This window comes from Nocardiopsis sp. FIRDI 009 (genome assembly GCF_003386285.1).
GTDB lineage: Bacteria > Actinomycetota > Actinomycetes > Streptosporangiales > Streptosporangiaceae > Nocardiopsis.
Map to the genome: position 1 here is coordinate 265,231 of NZ_QPNC01000009.1, position 19,271 is coordinate 284,501.

General features: G+C 71.8%; 17 protein-coding genes. 16 read left to right on the top strand and 1 reads right to left on the bottom strand.

Features of this window, described 5'->3' with window-relative positions; all coding sequences use genetic code 11:
* Positions 1-3 precede the first annotated feature (3 nt).
* The 12 genes from murD (at position 4) to DVR05_RS07955 (ending at position 13,215) form a co-directional block, all read left to right on the top strand.
* Positions 4-1,446: a UDP-N-acetylmuramoyl-L-alanine--D-glutamate ligase gene (murD, locus tag DVR05_RS07900; RefSeq protein WP_116245158.1), complete on the top strand. Its 1,443-nt coding sequence runs from the start codon at positions 4-6 to the stop codon at positions 1,444-1,446.
* A gap of 164 nt (positions 1,447-1,610) precedes the next feature.
* Positions 1,611-3,041, top strand: coding sequence for a putative lipid II flippase FtsW (ftsW, locus tag DVR05_RS07905; protein ID WP_116245159.1), 1,431 nt, complete (start codon positions 1,611-1,613; stop codon positions 3,039-3,041).
* Entirely contained in the window at positions 3,038-4,204 is a 1,167-nt protein-coding gene (gene murG, locus DVR05_RS07910) for an undecaprenyldiphospho-muramoylpentapeptide beta-N-acetylglucosaminyltransferase (protein ID WP_116245160.1), read from the top strand. The genes ftsW and murG overlap by 4 nt, the downstream gene beginning before the upstream one ends.
* A complete protein-coding gene (gene murC / locus DVR05_RS07915; RefSeq protein WP_116245161.1) occupies positions 4,201-5,655 on the top strand; it encodes a UDP-N-acetylmuramate--L-alanine ligase in 1,455 nt (484 codons plus the stop codon). The genes murG and murC overlap by 4 nt, the downstream gene beginning before the upstream one ends.
* Before the next feature lie 59 nt (positions 5,656-5,714).
* Positions 5,715-6,467, top strand: coding sequence for a cell division protein FtsQ/DivIB (locus DVR05_RS07920; protein ID WP_369974508.1), 753 nt, complete (start codon positions 5,715-5,717; stop codon positions 6,465-6,467).
* Positions 6,468-6,954: 487 nt separating this feature from the next.
* Positions 6,955-8,475, top strand: coding sequence for a cell division protein FtsZ (gene ftsZ / locus DVR05_RS07925; protein ID WP_116245163.1), 1,521 nt, complete (start codon positions 6,955-6,957; stop codon positions 8,473-8,475).
* A 134-nt stretch (positions 8,476-8,609) separates the two neighbouring features.
* The gene (pgeF, locus tag DVR05_RS07930; RefSeq protein WP_116245164.1) at positions 8,610-9,329 is read left to right on the top strand and encodes a peptidoglycan editing factor PgeF; all 720 of its coding nucleotides are present in this window, start codon (positions 8,610-8,612) and stop codon (positions 9,327-9,329) included.
* Between the two features lie 164 nt (positions 9,330-9,493).
* Positions 9,494-10,222 (top strand): YggS family pyridoxal phosphate-dependent enzyme, encoded by a 729-nt coding sequence (locus DVR05_RS07935; RefSeq protein WP_116245165.1) that lies wholly within the window; start codon positions 9,494-9,496, stop codon positions 10,220-10,222.
* 136 nt (positions 10,223-10,358) lie between these two features.
* On the top strand, positions 10,359-10,886 hold the full coding sequence (locus DVR05_RS07940) for a cell division protein SepF (protein ID WP_116245166.1): 528 nt from the start codon (positions 10,359-10,361) through the stop codon (positions 10,884-10,886).
* 39 nt (positions 10,887-10,925) lie between these two features.
* A complete protein-coding gene (locus DVR05_RS07945; RefSeq protein ID WP_116245167.1) occupies positions 10,926-11,225 on the top strand; it encodes a YggT family protein in 300 nt (99 codons plus the stop codon).
* Positions 11,226-11,352: 127 nt separating this feature from the next.
* Positions 11,353-12,237 (top strand): DivIVA domain-containing protein, encoded by an 885-nt coding sequence (locus DVR05_RS07950; RefSeq protein ID WP_116245168.1) that lies wholly within the window; start codon positions 11,353-11,355, stop codon positions 12,235-12,237.
* Positions 12,238-12,306: 69 nt separating this feature from the next.
* Positions 12,307-13,215 carry a hypothetical protein gene (locus DVR05_RS07955; protein WP_198659084.1) on the top strand — a complete coding sequence of 303 codons (909 nt, stop codon included), beginning with the start codon at positions 12,307-12,309 and terminating at the stop codon, positions 13,213-13,215.
* Positions 13,216-13,281: 66 nt separating this feature from the next.
* Here DVR05_RS07955 and ileS read toward each other — a convergent pair whose 3' ends face one another.
* Positions 13,282-16,482 carry an isoleucine--tRNA ligase gene (ileS, locus tag DVR05_RS07960; RefSeq protein WP_116245170.1) on the bottom strand — a complete coding sequence of 1,067 codons (3,201 nt, stop codon included), beginning with the start codon at positions 16,480-16,482 and terminating at the stop codon, positions 13,282-13,284.
* 366 nt (positions 16,483-16,848) lie between these two features.
* Here ileS and DVR05_RS07965 point away from each other — a divergent pair, with 366 nt between their 5' ends.
* From DVR05_RS07965 to DVR05_RS07980, 4 genes are all read left to right on the top strand, one after another.
* Positions 16,849-17,109 carry a hypothetical protein gene (locus DVR05_RS07965; RefSeq protein WP_116245171.1) on the top strand — a complete coding sequence of 87 codons (261 nt, stop codon included), beginning with the start codon at positions 16,849-16,851 and terminating at the stop codon, positions 17,107-17,109.
* Between the two features lie 187 nt (positions 17,110-17,296).
* Positions 17,297-17,707 (top strand): TraR/DksA C4-type zinc finger protein, encoded by a 411-nt coding sequence (locus tag DVR05_RS07970; RefSeq protein ID WP_116245172.1) that lies wholly within the window; start codon positions 17,297-17,299, stop codon positions 17,705-17,707.
* A gap of 29 nt (positions 17,708-17,736) precedes the next feature.
* Entirely contained in the window at positions 17,737-18,309 is a 573-nt protein-coding gene (gene lspA, locus DVR05_RS07975) for a signal peptidase II (protein WP_116245173.1), read from the top strand.
* Positions 18,306-19,232: an RluA family pseudouridine synthase gene (locus DVR05_RS07980; RefSeq protein ID WP_116245174.1), complete on the top strand. Its 927-nt coding sequence runs from the start codon at positions 18,306-18,308 to the stop codon at positions 19,230-19,232. The genes lspA and DVR05_RS07980 overlap by 4 nt, the downstream gene beginning before the upstream one ends.
* Positions 19,233-19,271: the final 39 nt, after the last annotated feature.

The following is a 19,271-nucleotide window of genomic DNA, read 5'->3' on the forward strand; positions in this document are numbered from 1 at the left end:
GGCATGCCGAACCACGAGAACCCCGACACCGCGTCCGCCTTCGCCGACCGCACGGTCTGCGTCGCCGGGCTGGGCGTCTCCGGTCCCCCCGTGGCCCGGGCGCTCCTGGCGCGCGGCGCCCGCGTGGTCGTCGTCGACGGCCGCGACGACGACACCGTCCGCCCGGTGGCGGCCGAACTGACCGCCGCCGGAGCCGAGGTCGTCCTGGGGGACACCCCGCTGCCCCAGGGGTGCGACCTGGTCGTCACCTCACCCGGGTGGCGTCCCGACTCCCCGCTGCTGCTCCGCGCCGCCGAGGCGGGGACCGAGGTCATCGGCGACGTGGAGCTGGCCTGGCGGCTCAAGCCCGCGGACCAGGTCTGGCTGGCCGTCACCGGCACCAACGGCAAGACCACGACGGTCCGGATGCTGGAGGCGATGCTGCGCGCCGACGGCCGCGACGCGCTGGCCGTGGGCAACGTCGGCACCCCGATCATCGACGCCGTCCTGCCCGACGCCGACGGCCACGTCCACGACGTCCTGGCGGTCGAGCTGTCCAGCTTCCAGCTGCACTGGTCCGCCAGCGTCCGGCCGCACGCCGCCGTCGTGCTCAACGTCGCGCCCGACCACCTGGACTGGCACGGGGGGCTCACCGCCTACGCCCGCGCCAAGGGCCGGGTCTTCGCGCGCGGCACCGTGCGCGTGGTCAACACCGCCGACCCCTGGTCGGTGCGCCTGGCCGAGGAGGACGGCGACCCGCACACGCCGATGGTGGGGCTGCGCCTGGACACCCCCAAGGCGGGGGAGCTGGGCGTGGTCGAGGACCTGCTGGTGGACCGGGCGTTCGTCGCCGAGCCGCACAGCACCGCCGAGGAGTTGGCCCTCCTGGCCGACGTGCGCCCCGCGGCGCCGCACAACGTGTCCAACGCCTTGGCCGCCGCCGCGCTGGCCCGCTCGATCGGTGTGGCCCCGGAGTCGGTGAAGGCCGGGCTGACCGCGTTCGTCCCCGAACCGCACCGCATCGCGTACGTGGCCACGGTGGACGGCGTCGACTACGTCAACGACTCCAAGGCCACCAACCCGCACGCCGCGGCGGCCTCGCTCAGCGCCTACCGCTCGGTGGTGTGGATCGCGGGCGGACTGCTCAAAGGCGCCGAGGTCGACGATCTCGTCGCCCTGGCCGCCGACCGGCTGCGCGGCGCGGTGCTCATCGGCGCCGACCGCGCCCGGCTGCGCGAGGCGCTGGCCGAGCACGCGCCCCACGTCCCGGTGGCGGAGGTCGAGGGCCCGGCCGAGGACGCCCCCGAGGGGCACACGGTCATGGACGCCGTGGTGGCCGCCGCCGCGGGGTTGGCCGAGGAGGGCGACACGGTGCTCCTCGCACCCGCCGCCGCCTCCATGGACATGTTCACCAACTACCCCGAGCGGGGCCGGTTCTTCGCCGAAGCGGTCCAGCGGAGACTCTGAGTACTGGGTCGGCGCCCGTGCGTCACGAAAACACGCGCGGGCGCCCCCAGTGTGCCCGGTACCACTCGTCCGGGCGCCGAAGATAGCCAACACGCGGGAAATGTCCGCGGTTTCGCACCCACCCGTACGCCAGTATTGAGGCGCTGATCGTGCGGAGGGTGTGGATGGCGGCGACGACAACGGTCCCAGGGGTGACCCGGCCCCGGGGACGCGCGGCGACCAAGGGGCGCGAACGTGCGCTCTGGCGTGAGTGGGCACGGTCCCTCGACCGTCCCCTCACCTCCTACTACCTGATCCTGGGCACCGGGGTGATGCTCATCGCCCTGGGCCTGGTCATGGTGCTGTCGTCGACGATGGTCAACTCGATCACCGAGACCGGGTCGGCCTTCTCGATGTTCCAGCGCCAGATGGTGTCGGCGTGCATCGGCCTGCCGCTCATGCTGCTCGCCTCCCACCTGCCCCGGTGGGTGCTGCGCATCGCGGGCTACCCGGCGATGATCATCTCCGTGGCCCTGCTGCTGCTCACCACGTTCCAGGGCACCGAGGTCAACGGAGCCATGCGCTGGCTGGAGATCGGCGGCCTGACCATCCAGCCCTCGGAACCGGCCAAGCTCGCCTTCGCCCTGTGGGGCGCCAACGTGCTCGCGCGCAAGGAGGAGCTGGGCGAGCTCACCGAGTGGCGGCACCTGCTCTTCCCGCTGCTGCCCGGGGTCGGGCTGCTCGCCCTGCTCGTGCTGCTGGGGTCGGACCTGTCCACCACGCTCGTCCTGCTGCTGGTCTTCCTGGCCCTGCTGTGGGTGGTCGGCGCGCCCGGGCGCCTGTTCGTGGCCATGTTCGGACTGGTCACGGCGCTGGCGGTGATCGTCATCGCGATCGAGCCCTACCGCATCACCCGTGTCACGGCCTTCCTCGACCCTGGGTCCGACCCCACCGGCGACGGTTTCCAGTCGCTGCACGGGTTGTACGCGCTGGGCACCGGCGGGGTGTTCGGCCTCGGCATCGGAGCCAGCCGGGAGAAGTGGGGCTTTCTGCCCTTCGCCGAGTCGGACTTCATCTTCGCGATCATCGGCGAGGAGTTCGGCCTCATCGGCACGCTCGTGGTCATCTCCCTGTTCGGCGTGCTGGGGTACGCCGGACTGCGTGTGGCGCGCAGGGTCGACGAGCCCTTCGCGCGCCTGGCCGCCATCGCGGTCGTGGCCTGGATCCTCGGCCAGGCGATGATCAACATCGCCGCGGTCATCGGCCTCGTCCCCGTCACCGGGATCCCGCTGCCCCTCGTCTCCTACGGCGGTTCGGCGCTCATCCCGACCATGGTGGCCCTCGGCGTCCTGCTCTCCCTGGCCAAGGCCGAACCCCAGGCGAGGAAAGCCCTGGCGGCCCGGGGTCCCAGTGGGGCCCAAAGGGCTCTAAGCTGGCTGGGCCTGGAAAATGTCGGCGCCGCGGTGCACAAGCGGAGCGGCGCCGCGGTCCCCAGGCGCTCCACCACGGCGCGCGACCCCCGGACGGCGGGCCCCCGTGGTGACAGGACGACGGCCAAGCACAGGAGCGGACCGGTCCCGGCGGGTGACCGGCCAAGGAGGAATCGGCGACGATGAGGGTAGCCCTAGCCGGAGGCGGCACGGCCGGGCATATCGAGCCCGCACTCTCCCTTGCCGACGCGCTGAGGCGCGTCGACCCCAGCACGGAGATCCTCTGTCTGGGCACCGAACGGGGGCTGGAGACCAGACTGGTCCCCATGCGCGGCTACGAACTCGGCCTGATCCCGGCGGTTCCCCTGCCGCGCAAGCTCACCCCCAAGCTGCTCACGGTCCCGGGCAAGCTCGCCGGCGCGCTCAGCGCCGCCGGTGAACAGCTCGACCGGCTCCAGGCCGACATCGTCGTCGGCTTCGGCGGCTACGTGGCCACCCCCGGATACCTGGCCGCGCGGCGGCGGCGCATCCCGATCGTCGTGCACGAGGCCAACCCGCTTCCCGGCCTGGCCAACCGGCTGGGGGCGCGACTGACCCCGCACGTGTACACGGGGCACCCGCACACCCAGATCCGCAACGGCCGGTTCATCGGCATCCCCCTGCGCGAGCAGATCACCAAGCTGAACCGGCTGGCGATGGGCGACAAGGCCCGCGCCTACTTCGGCCTGCGCCACGACCTGCCCACCCTGCTGATCTTCGGCGGCTCCCAGGGCGCCCAGCGCATCAACGAGACCGCCTTCGCCGCCGCCCCGTACTTCCGGCAGAGCGGCGTCCAGGTCCTGCACGTCGTCGGCCCCAAGAACGCCGAGGAGCCCCAGGACCTGACCCAGGACGGCATCCCCTACGTCGCGGTGCCCTACGTGGACCGGATGGACATGGCCTACGCCGCGGCCGACGTGGCGATGTGCCGTTCCGGCGCGATGACCTGCGCCGAACTCACCGCCGTCGGGCTGCCCGGCGCCTTCGTCCCGCTGGCCATCGGCAACGGTGAGCAGGCGCTGAACGCCGAACCGATCGTGCAGGCGGGCGGCGGCCTGATGGTCAACAACGCCGACGTCTCCGTCGAGTGGATCACCAGCCAGCTCATCCCGCTGCTCACCGACACCGACCGGGTCGTGGCCATGTCCGAGGCTGCCGCCCGGATGGGCCGCAGGGACGCCGACATGGAACTGGCCCGCGAGGTCATGGCGATCGCCCGCGGCGACAAACCCACCCCGGAACTGCCCGTCGACGACATCGACGGCGACGGTGACGAGGTCCTCTACGACGACGGGAAGGACGCCCGATGAGCCTGGTTCCTCCCACCGACCCGGTCCCGGTCGGCAAGCTCGGCCGCACCCACTTCATCGGTCTGGGCGGGGCGGGCATGTCCGGTATCGCCCGCGTCCTGCTCCAGTCCGGGGTCGAGGTCTCGGGCAGTGACGCCCGCGACAGCGAGACCCTCCGCGAACTGGAGGAGATGGGCGCCAGGACGCACGTCGGCCACGCGGCCGAACACCTGGGCGCCGCCGAGACGCTCGTCGTCTCCTCCGCCATCCGCGATGACAACCCCGAACTGGTCGAGGCCCGCCGGCGCGGCCTGCGGATCCTACCGAGGGCCGCCGCCCTGGGCGCGCTGTTGCTGGGCCGCGAGGGCATCGCCGTGTCCGGTACGCACGGCAAGACCACGACCACGTCCATGATCGCCGTCGTGCTCCAACACCTGGGCGCCGACCCCGGGTACGTGATCGGCGGCAAGCTGGTCACCACCGGTCTGGGCGCCGACGCGGGGATCGGTCCGGCCATCGCGGTGGAGGCCGACGAGAGCGACGGCTCCTTCCTCATGCTCTCCCCGAAGATCGCCGTGGTCACCAACGTCGAGGCCGACCACCTGGACAACTACAGCGGTCTGGACGAGATCCACGCCAACTTCGCCGCGTTCGTCGACCGCGTCGAGCGCACCCTGATCGTCGGCGTCGACGACCCGGGCGCCCGCCGGGTGGCCGAGATCGCCCGTGAGCGCGGCAGGCGCGTCGTGACCTACGGGGAGGCGGGCGACGCCGACTACCGGATCACCCGTACGGTCGCGCGCGGCTTCACCACCGAGTTCACGATCGAGACCGCCGACGGCGACCCGGTCGACGGCACCCTGGCGGTCCCGGGGCGGCACAACGTGCTCAACGCGGCCGCCGCGCTCGCGGTCGCCGACGAACTCGGCCACGACCTGGACGTCGCGGTGGAGGGCATCGCCGACTTCGCCGGGGCCGCGCGCCGCTTCGAGCTCAAGGGCGAGGCGGACGGGGTCGCGGTCTACGACAGCTACGCCCACCACCCCACGGAGATCGAGGCCGACCTGCGCGCCACCCGGGCCGCCCTGGAGTCGGTGGCCGGGGAGGCGGCCGAGCAGGGGCTGCCCCAGGGGCGTGTCGTCGCCCTCTTCCAGCCGCACCTGTACAGCCGCACCCGCTTCTTCGCCGACGAGTTCGCCGCCGCGCTCAGCCTCGCCGACGAGGTCGTCGTCATGGAGGTCTACGCCGCCCGGGAGGACCCCGAACCGGGGGTGACCGGCGAGCTGATCACCTCCAGGGTCGCCCACGACCGCGTCTGGTACGTGCCCGGCCGGGACGAGGTCGTGCGCCGTGTGGCCGAACTCGCCCGCCCCGGGGACATCGTGCTCACCATGGGCGCGGGTGACGTCACCGAACTGGGGCCGCGGATCGTGGAGGCCCGCGCCGAGGCCGCGGAGGTCGCGGCGGGGTAGGCCCTTCGGGCGGGCGGGCCGAAGCGCAGCGGGGGCCCAAGGCAAGCAGGGGGAGACACGTGAGCGCTGACCAGGGTGGGACGAGGACCGGCACGAAACCGTCCCCGAAGCCGGGCACGAGGGTGCGTCGGAAGTCCGACCCCTGGAAGCTGGCCTTCATGGCGCTGCTGGTGGTCGCCCTGGTCTGCGTGGTCACCTGGGTGCTTCTGGGGTCCCGACTGCTCGTGGTGCGCGACGTCGCCGTCACCGGGCTGGACCGGGTCTCGGCCGAGGAGGTCGTGGCCGCCGTCGACGTGCCCACCGGCACGCCGCTGATCCGTGTCGACCTGGAGGGCGGGGCGGAGCGGGCCGAGTCCATCGAACTGGTGGAGTCGGCCACGCTGACGCGCGGTTGGCCCGCCACCCTCCGCGTGGAGGTGGTCGAGCGCCAACCGCTGTTGGCGGTCCGCGCCGGGGACGAGTACCGCCTCGTGGACGGGGACGGCGTGCGCATCGAGGACTCGGCGACGCGTCCGGGCACCCATCCGGTGGTGCGCGTCACCGGGGAGGTCGAGGGAAACGAGGCGGTCCGGGCGGCGGCGGACATCGTCGAGCGCGCACCGGACTCGCTCCTGGCGCAGATCCAGCTCATCGACGCCACCGAGACCGACGAGATCACCCTCGACCTCGGTGACGGATCCCTCGTCGAGTGGGGCGACCCCTCCGACACGGCCGACAAGAGCGCGGTCCTGCGCGTGCTCATGAGTGAGCACCCCCCGCAGGAGGGGCGGGTCTACGACGTGAGTGTTCCGGACCTGGCCATCGTTCGGTGAAGCGTCACCCAGAGCGAGGAAAAGGAACGGCAGGGTCGCCTCCCGTCGTCCGGGGGAGTGTCGTGGGCCACCTCGCGGGGTGCTTTACCGACCGGCGCGGACATTCCAGACGCGACGCGCCGAGTGCGCACATCGCTTCCCCGTGTTATGCGCGGTTAGGCTGATCCCAGCACGGTTGCCCGTACTCGGCAGTCCGCTTACTGTCGGGAAGCACAACCACCGTCAAGAACGCAGCAAAACACGCTTTTCGGGGTACGCAGGAACCGTTCTCATCCGTCCACGGGGCGGAGGGCACCGGCCGGTCGGTCGGATGCGGAACGGGATCAGGTGGCCCCGGGTCCCCCGGCACCGGCGTCGTGGACGCCGCGGTGTGGGGAACCCGAAACGCACATGGAGTAAACCGGATGCCGAACCCGAGGCGTCTCCGGCGGCCAGGGCCCCGGACACGGTGAGGGGACGGCTCATGCGAGCGGAAAGGCCCCTCGTCGTGGCAGCACCGCAGAACTACCTCGCGGTCATCAAAGTCGTCGGCATCGGCGGCGGCGGTGTCAACGCCGTCAACCGAATGATCGAAGAGGGGCTCAAGGGCGTCGAGTTCATCGCCATCAATACCGATGCCCAGGCGCTGCTGATGAGTGACGCCGACGTCAAGCTCGACGTCGGTCGTGAGCTCACCCGCGGTCTGGGAGCCGGAGCCAACCCCGACGTCGGGCGCAAGGCGGCCGAGGATCACCGGGAGGAGATCGAGGAGGTCCTCAAGGGGGCCGACATGGTCTTCGTCACGGCTGGTGAGGGCGGTGGGACGGGCACCGGAGGGGCGCCCGTCGTCGCCAACATCGCCCGTTCCCTCGGCGCCCTCACCATCGGTGTGGTCACCCGCCCCTTCGGTTTCGAGGGCAAGCGGCGGGCCACCCAGGCCGAGTCGGGAATAGCGATGCTCCGTGAGGAGGTCGACACACTCATCGTGATCCCCAACGACCGGCTGCTGTCCATCTCCGACCGCCAGGTCAGCGTGTTGGACGCGTTCAAGGCGGCCGACCAGGTCCTGCTCTCGGGTGTCCAGGGCATCACCGACCTCATCACCACCCCCGGCCTGATCAACCTGGACTTCGCGGACGTGAAGTCGGTCATGCAGGGCGCCGGGTCCGCGCTCATGGGCATCGGATCGGCGCGCGGGGACGACCGCGCGGTCGCGGCGGCGGAGATGGCGATCTCGTCACCGCTCCTGGAGGCGAGTATCGACGGGGCGCACGGGGTCCTGCTGTCCATTCAGGGCGGTTCCGACCTGGGCCTGTTCGAGATCAACGAGGCGGCGCAGCTGGTGGCCAACTCGGCTGCGCCCGAGGCCAACATCATCTTCGGCGCCGTCATCGACGACGCGCTCGGCGACGAGGTACGCGTCACCGTGATCGCCGCGGGCTTCGACGAACCCGAGGTGACCGGTCCCGTGGTGCGGGAACAGCGCCCCGTGGACCCTCCTGAGGCCGCCGCCCCCAAGGCGATCACCGAGCCCGGACCGGAGGCGCCGAGGGAGCGGGCGTCCTCCGCGGCGGACACGGGTGGGGCGACGGCCGGAACCGCGCAGTGGACCGCTCCGACGCGCCCCGAACCGACCAGCGCCCCGGAGCCGGCCCGCCCGCAGGCCCAGCCCGTCCAGCCGCCGGTCCAGCACCGGCCGGTGGAACCGGAGCGGCCGGCACCGACCACGCCGGACACCTCGTCGGCCCCGTCGGCGCCGGTCGAGCCGGAACCGCGTGCGGAGACGCCGTCGCACGCTCCGACCTCCCTTCCGGAGACCCACGCCGAGCCCGCCGCCGAGGCGGCTCCCGCCCAGGAGCGGCCGGTCGAGCGGGACACCGAGGAGCCCGCGACGCGGGAGGGACGGAGCGGCCCCATCCACGCCGTCACCGACTCCACCGCCGAGCGGCGCGGCGAGGTCCCCACGCCCCGGCGCCGCGTCATCTTCGACGACCCCGACGACCTGGACATCCCGGAGTTCCTGAAGTGACAGGACCCGGTCCCGGTAGCATCTGAGTGTTGACGGCCCCGCCCTCCGCGGCGGGGCCGTCGTCGCCCCCGGGGACTCGTCCGAACGGCCGTACCTCCCCGCGCGGGCCGAGGGATGCGGAGGGAAGGACGGGGATGGGCAACGTCATCGACCTGGGCCGTGGTCTGCGCGCGGCCGTGACCGAGCGGAGCGGCGGCGTGAGCGCGCCGCCCTACGACTCCCTCAACCTCGGGCTCGGCACGGGGGACGATCGCGAGGCGGTCCTGGCCAACCGGGAGACCGCCGCCCGCAACCTCGGCTTCGAGGTGGAGCGGGTCGTGTGGATGAACCAGGTGCACAGCGCCGACGTCCTCGTGGCCACCGAACCGGGGAGCGTGGGCACCTGCGACGGGGTGGTCACCACCCGTTCCGACCTGGTCCTGGCCTCGATGGCCGCCGACTGCCTGCCCGTCCTGGCAGCCGACGCCGCATCCGGGGTGCTGGGCGCGGCCCACTCCGGCCGCCTGGGGACGGCGGCGGGCGTGGCCGCCAACCTGGTGGAGAGCATGGTCGCCCAGGGCGCCGACACCGACCGGATCACCGTCTTCCTCGGCCCCGCCATCTGCGGCAAGTGCTACGAGGTGCCCGAGCACGTGCGGGACGAGACCGCCCGGAACACGCCCGAGGCCGCCTGCGTCACCCGCCGGGGCACGGCCGGCGTGGACATGCTCGCCGCCGTCACCGCCCAGCTGCGTCGCGCAGGGGTCACCGACATCACCGCCGACGGCCGCTGCACCCTGGAGAGCCCCGAACTCTTCTCCCACCGCCGCGACGCCCCGACCGGACGGTTCGCCTCGTTCCTCTGGCGCGCCTGAACCCCGGACCGGGCCGCCCGGTACCGTCGTCGAACCCGGGCGACGGACCCTCAGGCCGTACCCTGTGTCTGCGGTGGCGGGCGGGTCCGACGGGACCGGAACCACCGCGGGCCGACTCCAACGACTCGATTCACCCCCACCCTGCGGGGGACGGAAGGGAAACAGTGTCACACCCCGACCCCGCGCGCGTCGCCCAGGTCCGTGCGAACCTCGACGCCGCACGGGCCAGGATCGACGCCGCGTGCGCCAAGGCCGACCGCGACCCCGCCGAGGTGTCGCTGGTCGCCGTCACCAAGACCTACCCGGCCAGCGACGTGCGCGTCCTCGCCTCCCTCGGCGTCACCGACGTGGGGGAGAACCGCGACCAGGAGGCCGCCCCGAAGGCCGCCGAAACCGCCGACCTGGATCTGACCTGGCACTTCGTCGGTCAGTTGCAGACCAACAAGGCCCGGTCGGTGGCCGGTTACGCCGACGTCGTCCACTCGGTGGACCGGGCGCGCCTGGCCCGGGCCCTGGGCGAGCGCGCCGCGGCCGCCGGACGGCGCCTGACCTGCCTGGTCCAGGTCAACCTCGACGCCGACTCCCAGGCGGGCGTGATCGGACCGCGCGGCGGGGTCGACCCGCGGGACGCTCTCGACCTGGCCGACCGGATCGAGGAGCAGGAGGCGCTCACCCTCGGGGGCGTCATGGCGGTGGCTCCGCGCGGGGGCGACGCCCACGCCGCCTTCGCCCGGCTCCGGGAGGTCGCGGAGCGGGTCCGCGACCGCCATCCGCAGGCCACGGCGATCTCGGCGGGGATGAGCGCGGACCTGGAGGCGGCCGTCGAGCACGGTTCGACACACCTGCGACTCGGCACGGCGTTGCTCGGCGACCGGGCGCCGATCGTGGGGTAATGTCCCCACATAGACCTTGGGGCCCGTCTGTGGAGTTCGCCCGAATGGGCGCTCCGCTCCGCGAGGGCGGTAGGGGACGGGTGAAGATGGAGGAGCTGGCTGCGGTGAAGGCCGCGGGGACGACGGAGGGTATGGGATGGCCGGCGCGATGCGCAAGATGGCGGTCTACCTCGGCCTCGTGGAGGACGACCGTTACGATCACCGCTATGCGGACGAATATGATGAGTTCGACGAATTCGACGAGGGGTCGGATGAGGGGCGGGTCGGTGACGCCGACGCCCCGCGGGGCGAGGAAGCACGGGGCGACTCAGTGACGGACACCGACGACTACCTGGGTTCGGGCGACCGGCGTGGTGGCTCGACCACGGTGGCCTCCACCGCCGACCTCGCGCGGATCACCACGCTCCACCCCCGCACCTACAACGAGGCGCGTACCATCGGAGAACACTTCCGGGAGGGCACGCCGGTGATCATGAACCTGACCGAGATGGTCGACAGTGACGCCAAGCGTCTGGTCGACTTCGCGGCTGGTCTGATCTTCGGTCTCCATGGCAGTATCGAGAGGGTCACCAACAAGGTGTTCCTGCTCTCTCCGGCGAACGTCGAGGTGACCGCCGAAGACAAGGCGAGGATCGCTGAGCGAGGGTTCTTCAATCAGAGCTAGACCATCACACCTGTCCAAAGATTGGGTCGGGGAACGACCGTGAGTATCGTCCTGTCAGTGCTGCTCATCGCGCTCCGGATCTTCCTCTTCGTGCTGATCGCGAGAGTGGTCCTGGAGATGGTGCAGTCCTTCTCCAGGACGTGGCGCCCCACGGGGTTCGTGCTCGTGCTCGCTGAGATCGTGTACACGATCACCGACCCACCACTGAGGTTCCTGCGTCGGTTCATCAAGCCGGTGCGGCTGGGGAGCATCGCACTCGACCTGAGTGTGTTGATCCTGTTCATCGGCGTGTGGCTGCTGATGAACGTACTCGGGGGCCTCGCAGCCACGGTCGCGTAGGGATACACAGGGCAACGAGACGCCCCTGATTCCGTTATGTGGTCTTGGTCATGATCTGGATTGCCGTAAGGTCACGATCAGGTAGCGTCCCTACGGACAGACTCCCAAGCGCGCCAAGGAGACGAAGATGCCGCTGACACCCGCGGACGTGCGGAACAAGCAGTTCAGTACCACCCGGCTCCGACCGGGATACGACGAAGAAGAGGTCGATGCCTTTCTCGACGAGGTCGAGTCCGAGCTGGACCGCCTGATCCAGGAGAACGAGGAACTGCGCGGCAAGCTCGCCGAGTGTCTGCGCGGCAAGGTCCCCAACGCCGGCATGCAGGACTTCCAGCAGGAGGCCGGTCCCGAGCCCCAGCAGCACGCCGAGCAGATGCGCCCGGAGCCCGTCCAGCCGCCGCAGGCGGTCGAGGCCCCCCAGCCCCCGGCCCAGCCCGCCCAGATGTCGATGACCGGGGCGAACCTGGCCATGGGCGGCGAGGAGAACATGGACACGGCCGCCCGCGTCCTGGCCCTCGCCCAGCAGACCGCCGACCAGGCGATCTCCGACGCCCGCCGCGAGGCCGACGAGACGCTGGGCCGCGCCCGCCACGAGTCCGAGGACATCCTCGGCAAGGCGCGCCGCCAGGCCGACCAGATCATCGGTGAGGCCCGCGCCCGCTCCGAGAACCTCGACCGCGACGCCCAGGAGCGCCACCGCCAGGTCATGGGCAGCCTCGTGCAGCAGCGCGAGGAGCTGGAGCACAAGGTCAACGTCCTCAAGGACTTCGAGCGCGAGTACCGCAGCCGCCTGAAGGACTACTTCGAGCGGCAGCTGCGCGAGCTCAACGAGGAGGGCAAGTCCGGTGAGCCCAACCCGAACACCACGGGCGGCTTCCAGACGATGGCACCCCAGACCGGAGGGTCTCCGGCGCTCCAGCAGCACGGCCCCGCGGGCAACCCGTTCGGCCAGCCCGAGCCCGCCCAGCACGGTGGTTTCCACCCGGGTGAGGCTCCGCACGAGCGCCGCTGAGCTCGGCGGTATGCGGTTCCGAACAACTGAAGACTCCGGCTCAACGCGTGTAAAGGCCCTGGTCGACCCGTGATCCTTAGCATCATCGCAACCGTGGCGGTGCTGGCGGCCATCGCCGTCATCGCGGCTGCCCTGCTGTTCGCCGAGACCACGCTGGTGTACGTCGCGCTCGGACTCGGCGCGGTCAGCGCCCTCCTTCTGGTGGGGGCGGTGATCCAGGGACGGCCCGGCGGGGGAGGATCGCAGCGGGAACGTTCCGGGACGGACGGTTTGGGGAAGTCGTCCGTCCCCGTGCCACCCCCGGCCCCCCACGGACGGCCGGAGGACCCAGGGCCCGTGCCCGCACCGGCGCCGGAGCCGGTGCGGGAGGCCACCGCGGCCCCGGAGAGCGCGCTCCGGGGCACACGGGTCGCCGAGGAACCCGGCGAGCCGGAGTTCGGCCCTTCCCGTCCGAAGACGCCCGCGGCCGCCACGCGGCCGGAACCGGACACCGGGGATTCCGCCCCCGAGGACGTCCGCGAACGACCGCCCGCGCCCACGGCGGTCCCCGGGAGCGGACAGGACGCGGCACACACCCGGGAGGCCGCGGCCGACGACGAGGCGGCCCCCGCGCCCTCCACCGAGCGGGACGCACCCTCCTCCGAGACCCCCACGGACGCTTCCGACACCTCCGCCCCCTCCGAGGAGGAGGTCGGCGCCACCCCCTTCAGCTACCGGATCCCGAGCCTGCGGGAGACGGTCGCCGCGGCCGCTCCGGCTGCCACGGCCACCGACGCCGAGACGGCGCGGAGCGACACCGAGGAGCGAGCCGGGACGCGTCCCGAACCGGCCGCGGACACCGACGTGACCGACGAGGCCGCGGCCCCGGGTACCGGCGGCTTCGACGTCGAGGAGGGGGACGCGGACCCCGTCCCCGACGACACGACCCCGAAGACGGTTCCCACCGCCGCGGACGAGGACGCCGACCGGGTCGGCTGAACCCGGCCCCGAACACACGACGGGCGCCGCTCCACCCTCCGGAGCGGCGCCCGTTCGCCGCGACCGTCAGACCCGGCGGAACCCGAAGGTCACACCGAACTCCTCGGACGAGGCGGTGAACAGGTCCTGGCCCGTCTCACCGGCGACGAACGCGTCCGCCAGGACCTCTTTGGCGATCGCGTCCCCGTGCTCGACCAGAGCCTGTTCGGTGGTCTCCTGCGAGGCCGACCACCACACGTGGATCCGGTCGGAGACCTCCAGGCCACTGCGCTTGCGCGCCTCCTGGAGCATCCGGACCATCTCGCGGGCCAGACCGGCACGGCGCAGCTCGGGGGTGAGTTCCAGGTCCAGGGCGACGGTCTCCCCGGCCTCGGAGGCCACCGCCCATCCCTCCCGGGGCTGCTCGGTGACCAGCAGCTCGTCGGCGCTCACCTCGACGGGCTCGTCCTCGACCCGCACCTGCGCCCAACCGGTGTCGCGGATCCGGGCGACCAGCTCAGCCGGGTCGGCCGCCTGGATCGCCTTGGCCACCAGCGGCGTGCGCTTGGCGAACCGCTTGCCCAGGGCGCGGAAGTTCGGCTTGACGACGTAGTCCACCAGGTCACCGCCCACGGAGGACAGCGCGTCCAGCCGCTCGACGTTGAGCTCGTCGGAGACCTGGTCGCGCAGCTGGGCCGGCAGGTCCGCGAACCCGGGGGCGCCCACCAGGGCACGGGCCAGCGGCTGGCGGGTGCGCACCGCCGAGTCGACCCTGGCCGACCGGCCCAGTTCGACGAGACGGCGGGTGAGCCCCATCTGCTCGGACAGCTCGGTGTCGATCAGGTCCTCGTTCACCGTCGGCCACGACGCCAGGTGCACCGAGTCGGGGGCGTCGGGCCGACGCAGCGCCGACCACACGTGGTCGGTCAGGAACGGCACGATCGGCGCCATCAGCAGGGTCACCGTCTCCAGGGCCTCGAACAGCGTCGCGAACGCGGACGCGCCCTCCGGGGTGCTCGCCCCGCCCCAGAAGCGGCGGCGGGAGCGGCGCACGTACCAGTTGGACACGTCGTCGACGAACGCGGTCAGGCGCCGCCCGGCCGTGGTGGTGTCGAAGGAGTCCATCGCCTCGGTGACGTCGCGGACGACCTCGTTCAGCTCCGACAGCAGCCAGCGGTCCAGCAGGGGGCGGTCCTTCGGCGCGGGCGCCTGCGCCAGTTCGGCGTGGTTCCAGCCCTCACCGGCGTTGGCGTACAGGGTGAAGAAGGAGACCGTGCTGTAGTAGGTCAGCAGGACCTTGCGGACGATCTCCTCCAGGGCCGCGTGGCCGACCCGCCGGGCCGTCCACGGCGAACCGCTGGCGAGCATGAACCAGCGCAGCGCGTCGGCGCCGTGCCGGTCCATCACCGGGATGGGCTCCATGACGTTGCCCAGGTGCTTGCTCATCTTGCGGCCGTCCTCGGCGAGGATGTGGCCGAGCACGACCACGTTCTCGAAGGAGTTGCGGCCGAACACCAGGGTGCTCACGGCCAGCAGCGAGTAGAACCACCCACGCGTCTGGTCGATCGCCTCGGAGATGTACTGCGCCGGGAAGTTCGCCTGGAAGGCGTCGGCGTCCCGGTGCGGTGCGCCCCACTGGGCGAACGGCATCGACCCGGAGTCGAACCACGCGTCGATGACCTCGGGCACGCGGCGCGCCACCCGCTCCTCCTCGGGCAGGGAGGGGTCGGCGTCGGGGTCGGGGATGACGACGTCGTCCACGTAGGGGCGGTGCGGGTCGAGGCCGGACAGGTCCTGTCCGCTGAGGCGGCTCAGCTCCTCCAGGGAACCGACGCAGATCTGGCGGCCGTCGGGGAACTCCCAGATCGGCAGCGGCGTGCCCCAGTAGCGGTTCCGGGACAGCGCCCAGTCGACGTTGCCCCGCAGCCACTCGCCGAAGCGGCCCTCCTTGACGTTCTCCGGCACCCAGTTGGTGACGTCGTTCTGGGCGATGAGCTCGTCCTTGACCGCCGTCGTCCGGATGTACCAGGACGGCACGGCGTAGTACAGCAGCGCGGTGTGGCAGCGCCAGCAGTGCGGGTAGGAGTGCTCGTAGGACTGGTGGCGGAACATCAGGCCGCGGGCCTTCAGGTCGCGGACCAGGGTCCTGTCGGCCTCCTTGAAGAAGACCCCGCCCACCAGGGACAGGTCGGCCTCGAACGTGCCGTCCGGACGCACCGGGTTGACCACCGGAAGGCCGTAGGCGCGGCAGGTGGTCATGTCGTCCGCACCGAAGGCGGGGGCCTGGTGGACCAGGCCGGTGCCGTCCTCGACGGTGACGTAGTCGGCCAGCAGGACGTAGTGCGCGGGCTCGTCGAAGGACACCAGGTCGAAGGGGCGCTGGTAGGTCCAGCGCTCCATCTCGTCACCCTCGAACCGCTCGCCGGTCAGCTCCCAGCCCTCGCCCAGGACCTTCTCGAAGAGGGGCTCGGCCACCACCAGGCGCTCGGTGCCGTCCGTGGCCACCACGTACGACACGTCCGGGTGCACGGCGACGGCCGTGTTGGAGACCAGCGTCCACGGGGTCGTGGTCCACACCAGGAGCGACGTCGGGTGCTCGGGTGCGGCCAGCGGCCCCGAGGTCACCGGGAAGCGCACGTAGACGGACGGGTCGGTGACCGTTTCGTAGCCCTGGGCGAGCTCGTGGTCGGACAGGGTCGTCCCGCACCGGGGGCAGTAGGGGCTGATCCGGTAGTCGCGGACCAGCAGCCCCTTCTCCCAGATCTGCTTGAGCGCCCACCACACGGACTCCACGTACTGGGGGTCCATGGTGCGGTAGGCGTCGTCCATGTTCACCCAGTAGCCCATGCGCTCGGTCATGGCGGTGAAGGCGTCGACGTTGCGCAGGACGGACTCGCGGCAGCGGTCGTTGAACTCGGCGATGCCGAAGCGCTCGATGTCCTTCTTGCCGGACAGGCCCAGTTCCTTCTCCACGGCGACCTCGACGGGCAGACCGTGGCAGTCCCACCCGGCCTTGCGGTCGACGTGGTAGCCGCGCATGGTGCGAAAGCGCGGGAAGACGTCCTTGAACGCCCGCGCCTCGACGTGGTGCACGCCGGGCTGTCCGTTGGCGGTGGGCGGCCCTTCGTAGAAGACCCAGTTGGGGCCGCCGCGGGTCTGGTCGAGCGAGCGCTGGAAGACGTTCTCCTTCGACCAGCGGCCGAGGATCTCGCGCTCCATCGCGGGTAGATCGATCTGCGCGGGCAGCTGGGGCAGCGCGCGGGATTCGGGCCGGGGGTCGTTGGCCACCGTCGTACCTTTCCATCAGGGGTGTGCCTGACGGAGGGACGAGGCTCGGGCCCCGCGGTACCACCCTCCTTGGAACCGCGGCCGGTCCGCTGGGCGGTCGGCGGCGGGTCCCTCTTCGTTGCGCTGGTGCCGGTTCTACTGGGGAGCGCGCTGCTCCCGTTCCTCCGGCGGCTCCGGGGTGATCTTCGCGCTGGTCGTGCCCCCGGGCTCCCACCGTCCCCGGGTCGCTTGGACGGAGTGGGCCCTCTAGGCTGTGTCCGTCCGGTCGGGGCCAGCGTTACTCGTCCCCATCGACGCCTTGAGAGTCAGGATAACGCAGCGCGGTGCGGCGCACGGCGCGTTTTCACCCGGGGGAGGGTTCCGGTCATGTCGGAGGGCACGCGCGGAGCGGTCATGGTGAGCCTGCCCGACCGCGAGGACGCCGACGAGTTGGCCGAGCAGTTGCTGGAGCAGGGGTACGAGCCCTGCCACGTGCACCGGGACATGCTCGCCGGTGAGGACGACGCGGAGGACGTGGACTGGGTGATCGAGGTGCGCACCGGTCCCCACGGCGGACCGGCCGTGTTCGACGAGCCCCACCTGTCCGCGCTCGCCGAGGACTACGGCGGGTTCGCCACCGCCGACTAGCCCGGGGAAGCACCGGGGCTTGGCCGTCGTTTGAACCAGGTGAGACGAGGGCGCACCGCCTGGATCATTGCCTTGAGCTCGCGTTTTGCCTAGGCTTCCGGCACCGCTCGCGCAACGGCCCACGTGGGGGAGGTCCCGCGGTCGGCGGGGCACGGGGCGGGCGAGCCCGTCTGGGAGGGGAAGTGCGATGAAGGCCACCGAAGCCGCCAGGCTGCCGGTCCGTCCGGGGGAGGAGCCCTGGACGCCGGAGGAGATCGCCGAGGTCCGCGAACGGCTCCAGAACGAGATCGCGGCCCTGCGCGAGGAGATCCGGGAGAGTGAGGACGAGCTCGCCGCCCGGCTGAGCGACCCGGTCGAGGGCGCGGGGGACGACCCCGCCGACACCGGGGCCAAGGCCTTCCAGCGCGAACACGATCTGGCGTTGGCCTACAATACTCGTGACCTGCTCGCCAAGAGCGAGCGGGCGATCGAACGGATGGACGCGGGAACCTACGGGGTCTGCGAGTCCTGCGGTCAGGCCATCGGGAAGGCACGTCTGCAGGCCTTCCCCAGAGCCACCCTGTGCGTCACCTGCAAACAGCGCGAGGAGCGTCGCTGACTGAGGTAGAGCCCTCCGGGGACAGCAACATGACCACGCCCGACACCGCCGAGGCGCGACCGCGCAGGTACCTGCTCCTGTTGTCGGTCGCGCTGGCCGCGGTCCTCGCCGACCTCGCCACCAAGCAGTGGGTCCTGTCGACCTTCTCCGAGGGGGAGAGCGTCGACGTGGTCGGCGGACTCCTCCAGTTCACACTGGTGTACAACACCGGGGCCGCGTTCTCGCTGGGCACCGACCACACGTGGGTGTTCACCGCCATCGCCACCGTCGTGGTGGGCGTCATCGCCTACATGGGCCTGCGCGTGCGCAACGTCTGGTGGGGGGTCACCCTCGGTCTGATGATGGGCGGGGCGGCCGGGAACCTCCTGGACCGCCTCTTCCGCGACCCCGCCCCCTTGCACGGCGCGGTCGTCGACTTCATCCGCGTGCCGTACTGGCCGGTGTTCAACATCGCCGACTCCTGCGTCGTGGTGGGTGCGTGCCTGGTGGTGCTGCTGACCTTCCGGGGGATCAACCTGGACGGCAGTCTGGCCGCGGACGAGAAGAAGGACGGCCGGGCCGGGCGTTCGGACGAGGACACCGACGGGGGGAGGGGCAAGTGACCGACACACGGAGCCTGCCGGTGCCCGACGGGCTGGAGGGTGACCGGCTCGACGCCGCGATCGCCCGCATGTTCGGCCTGTCGCGCACCCGCGCGGCCGAACTCATCCTCGACGGCAGCGTCCTGGTCGACGGATCCGAGGCGGGCAAGTCCGACCGGGTCCAGGCCGGGGCCTGGCTGGAGATCACGCTCCCGCCGCCGCCCACCGCGCCGGTGCCGCGCCCCGAGCCCGTGCCGGGTCTGCGGATCGTGCACGAGGACGCCGACATCATCGTCGTGGACAAGCCGGTCGGGGTGGTCGCCCACCCCACCGTGGGCTGGACCGGCCCGAGCGTCCTGGAGGGGCTGCTCGCCTCCGGTGTCCAGGTGGCGACCAGCGGAGCGGCCGAGCGGCAGGGGATCGTGCACCGCCTGGACGCCAACACCACCGGTCTGATGGTCGTGGCCAAGAGCGAGACCGCCTACAGCGTGCTCAAGCGGGCGTTCAAGGAGCGCACCGTGGACAAGCGCTACCACACGCTGGTCCAGGGGCACCCCGACCCGCTGCGCGGCACCGTCGACGCGCCGATCGACCGGCACCCCTCCGGGGACGGGCGCTGGGCCGTGGTCGCGGGGGGCCGCCCCTCGATCACCCACTACGACACCCAGGAGGCGTTCCGGGCCGCCAGCCTGCTGGAGATCAAGCTGGAGACCGGGCGCACGCACCAGATCCGGGTGCACATGTCGGCGCTGCGCCACCCGTGCGTGGGGGACATGCTCTACGGCGCCGATCCCACGCTCGCCGAGCGGTTGGGCGTGCGCCGCCAGTGGCTGCACGCGGTCCGGCTGGGCTTCGACCACCCGACCGAGCACCGCCCGGTGGAGTTCACCAGTCCCTACCCGGACGACCTCGCGGCGGCGGTGGAGGCGCTCCGCGAGGACTGAGCCGCCACACGCTCCGGGGGGCGGTCGGACGGGGGTTCC

Coding starts and splice junctions, on each gene's coding strand:
- DVR05_RS07970 (WP_116245172.1), top strand. CDS start 17,297: ATGAAGGCCACCGAAGCCGCCAGGCTGCCGGTCCGTCCGGGGGAGGAG.
- ftsW (WP_116245159.1), top strand. CDS start 1,611: ATGGCGGCGACGACAACGGTCCCAGGGGTGACCCGGCCCCGGGGACGC.
- murG (WP_116245160.1), top strand. CDS start 3,038: ATGAGGGTAGCCCTAGCCGGAGGCGGCACGGCCGGGCATATCGAGCCC.
- lspA (WP_116245173.1), top strand. CDS start 17,737: ATGACCACGCCCGACACCGCCGAGGCGCGACCGCGCAGGTACCTGCTC.
- DVR05_RS07950 (WP_116245168.1), top strand. CDS start 11,353: ATGCCGCTGACACCCGCGGACGTGCGGAACAAGCAGTTCAGTACCACC.
- murD (WP_116245158.1), top strand. CDS start 4: ATGCCGAACCACGAGAACCCCGACACCGCGTCCGCCTTCGCCGACCGC.
- DVR05_RS07940 (WP_116245166.1), top strand. CDS start 10,359: ATGGCCGGCGCGATGCGCAAGATGGCGGTCTACCTCGGCCTCGTGGAG.
- pgeF (WP_116245164.1), top strand. CDS start 8,610: ATGGGCAACGTCATCGACCTGGGCCGTGGTCTGCGCGCGGCCGTGACC.
- DVR05_RS07965 (WP_116245171.1), top strand. CDS start 16,849: ATGTCGGAGGGCACGCGCGGAGCGGTCATGGTGAGCCTGCCCGACCGC.
- murC (WP_116245161.1), top strand. CDS start 4,201: ATGAGCCTGGTTCCTCCCACCGACCCGGTCCCGGTCGGCAAGCTCGGC.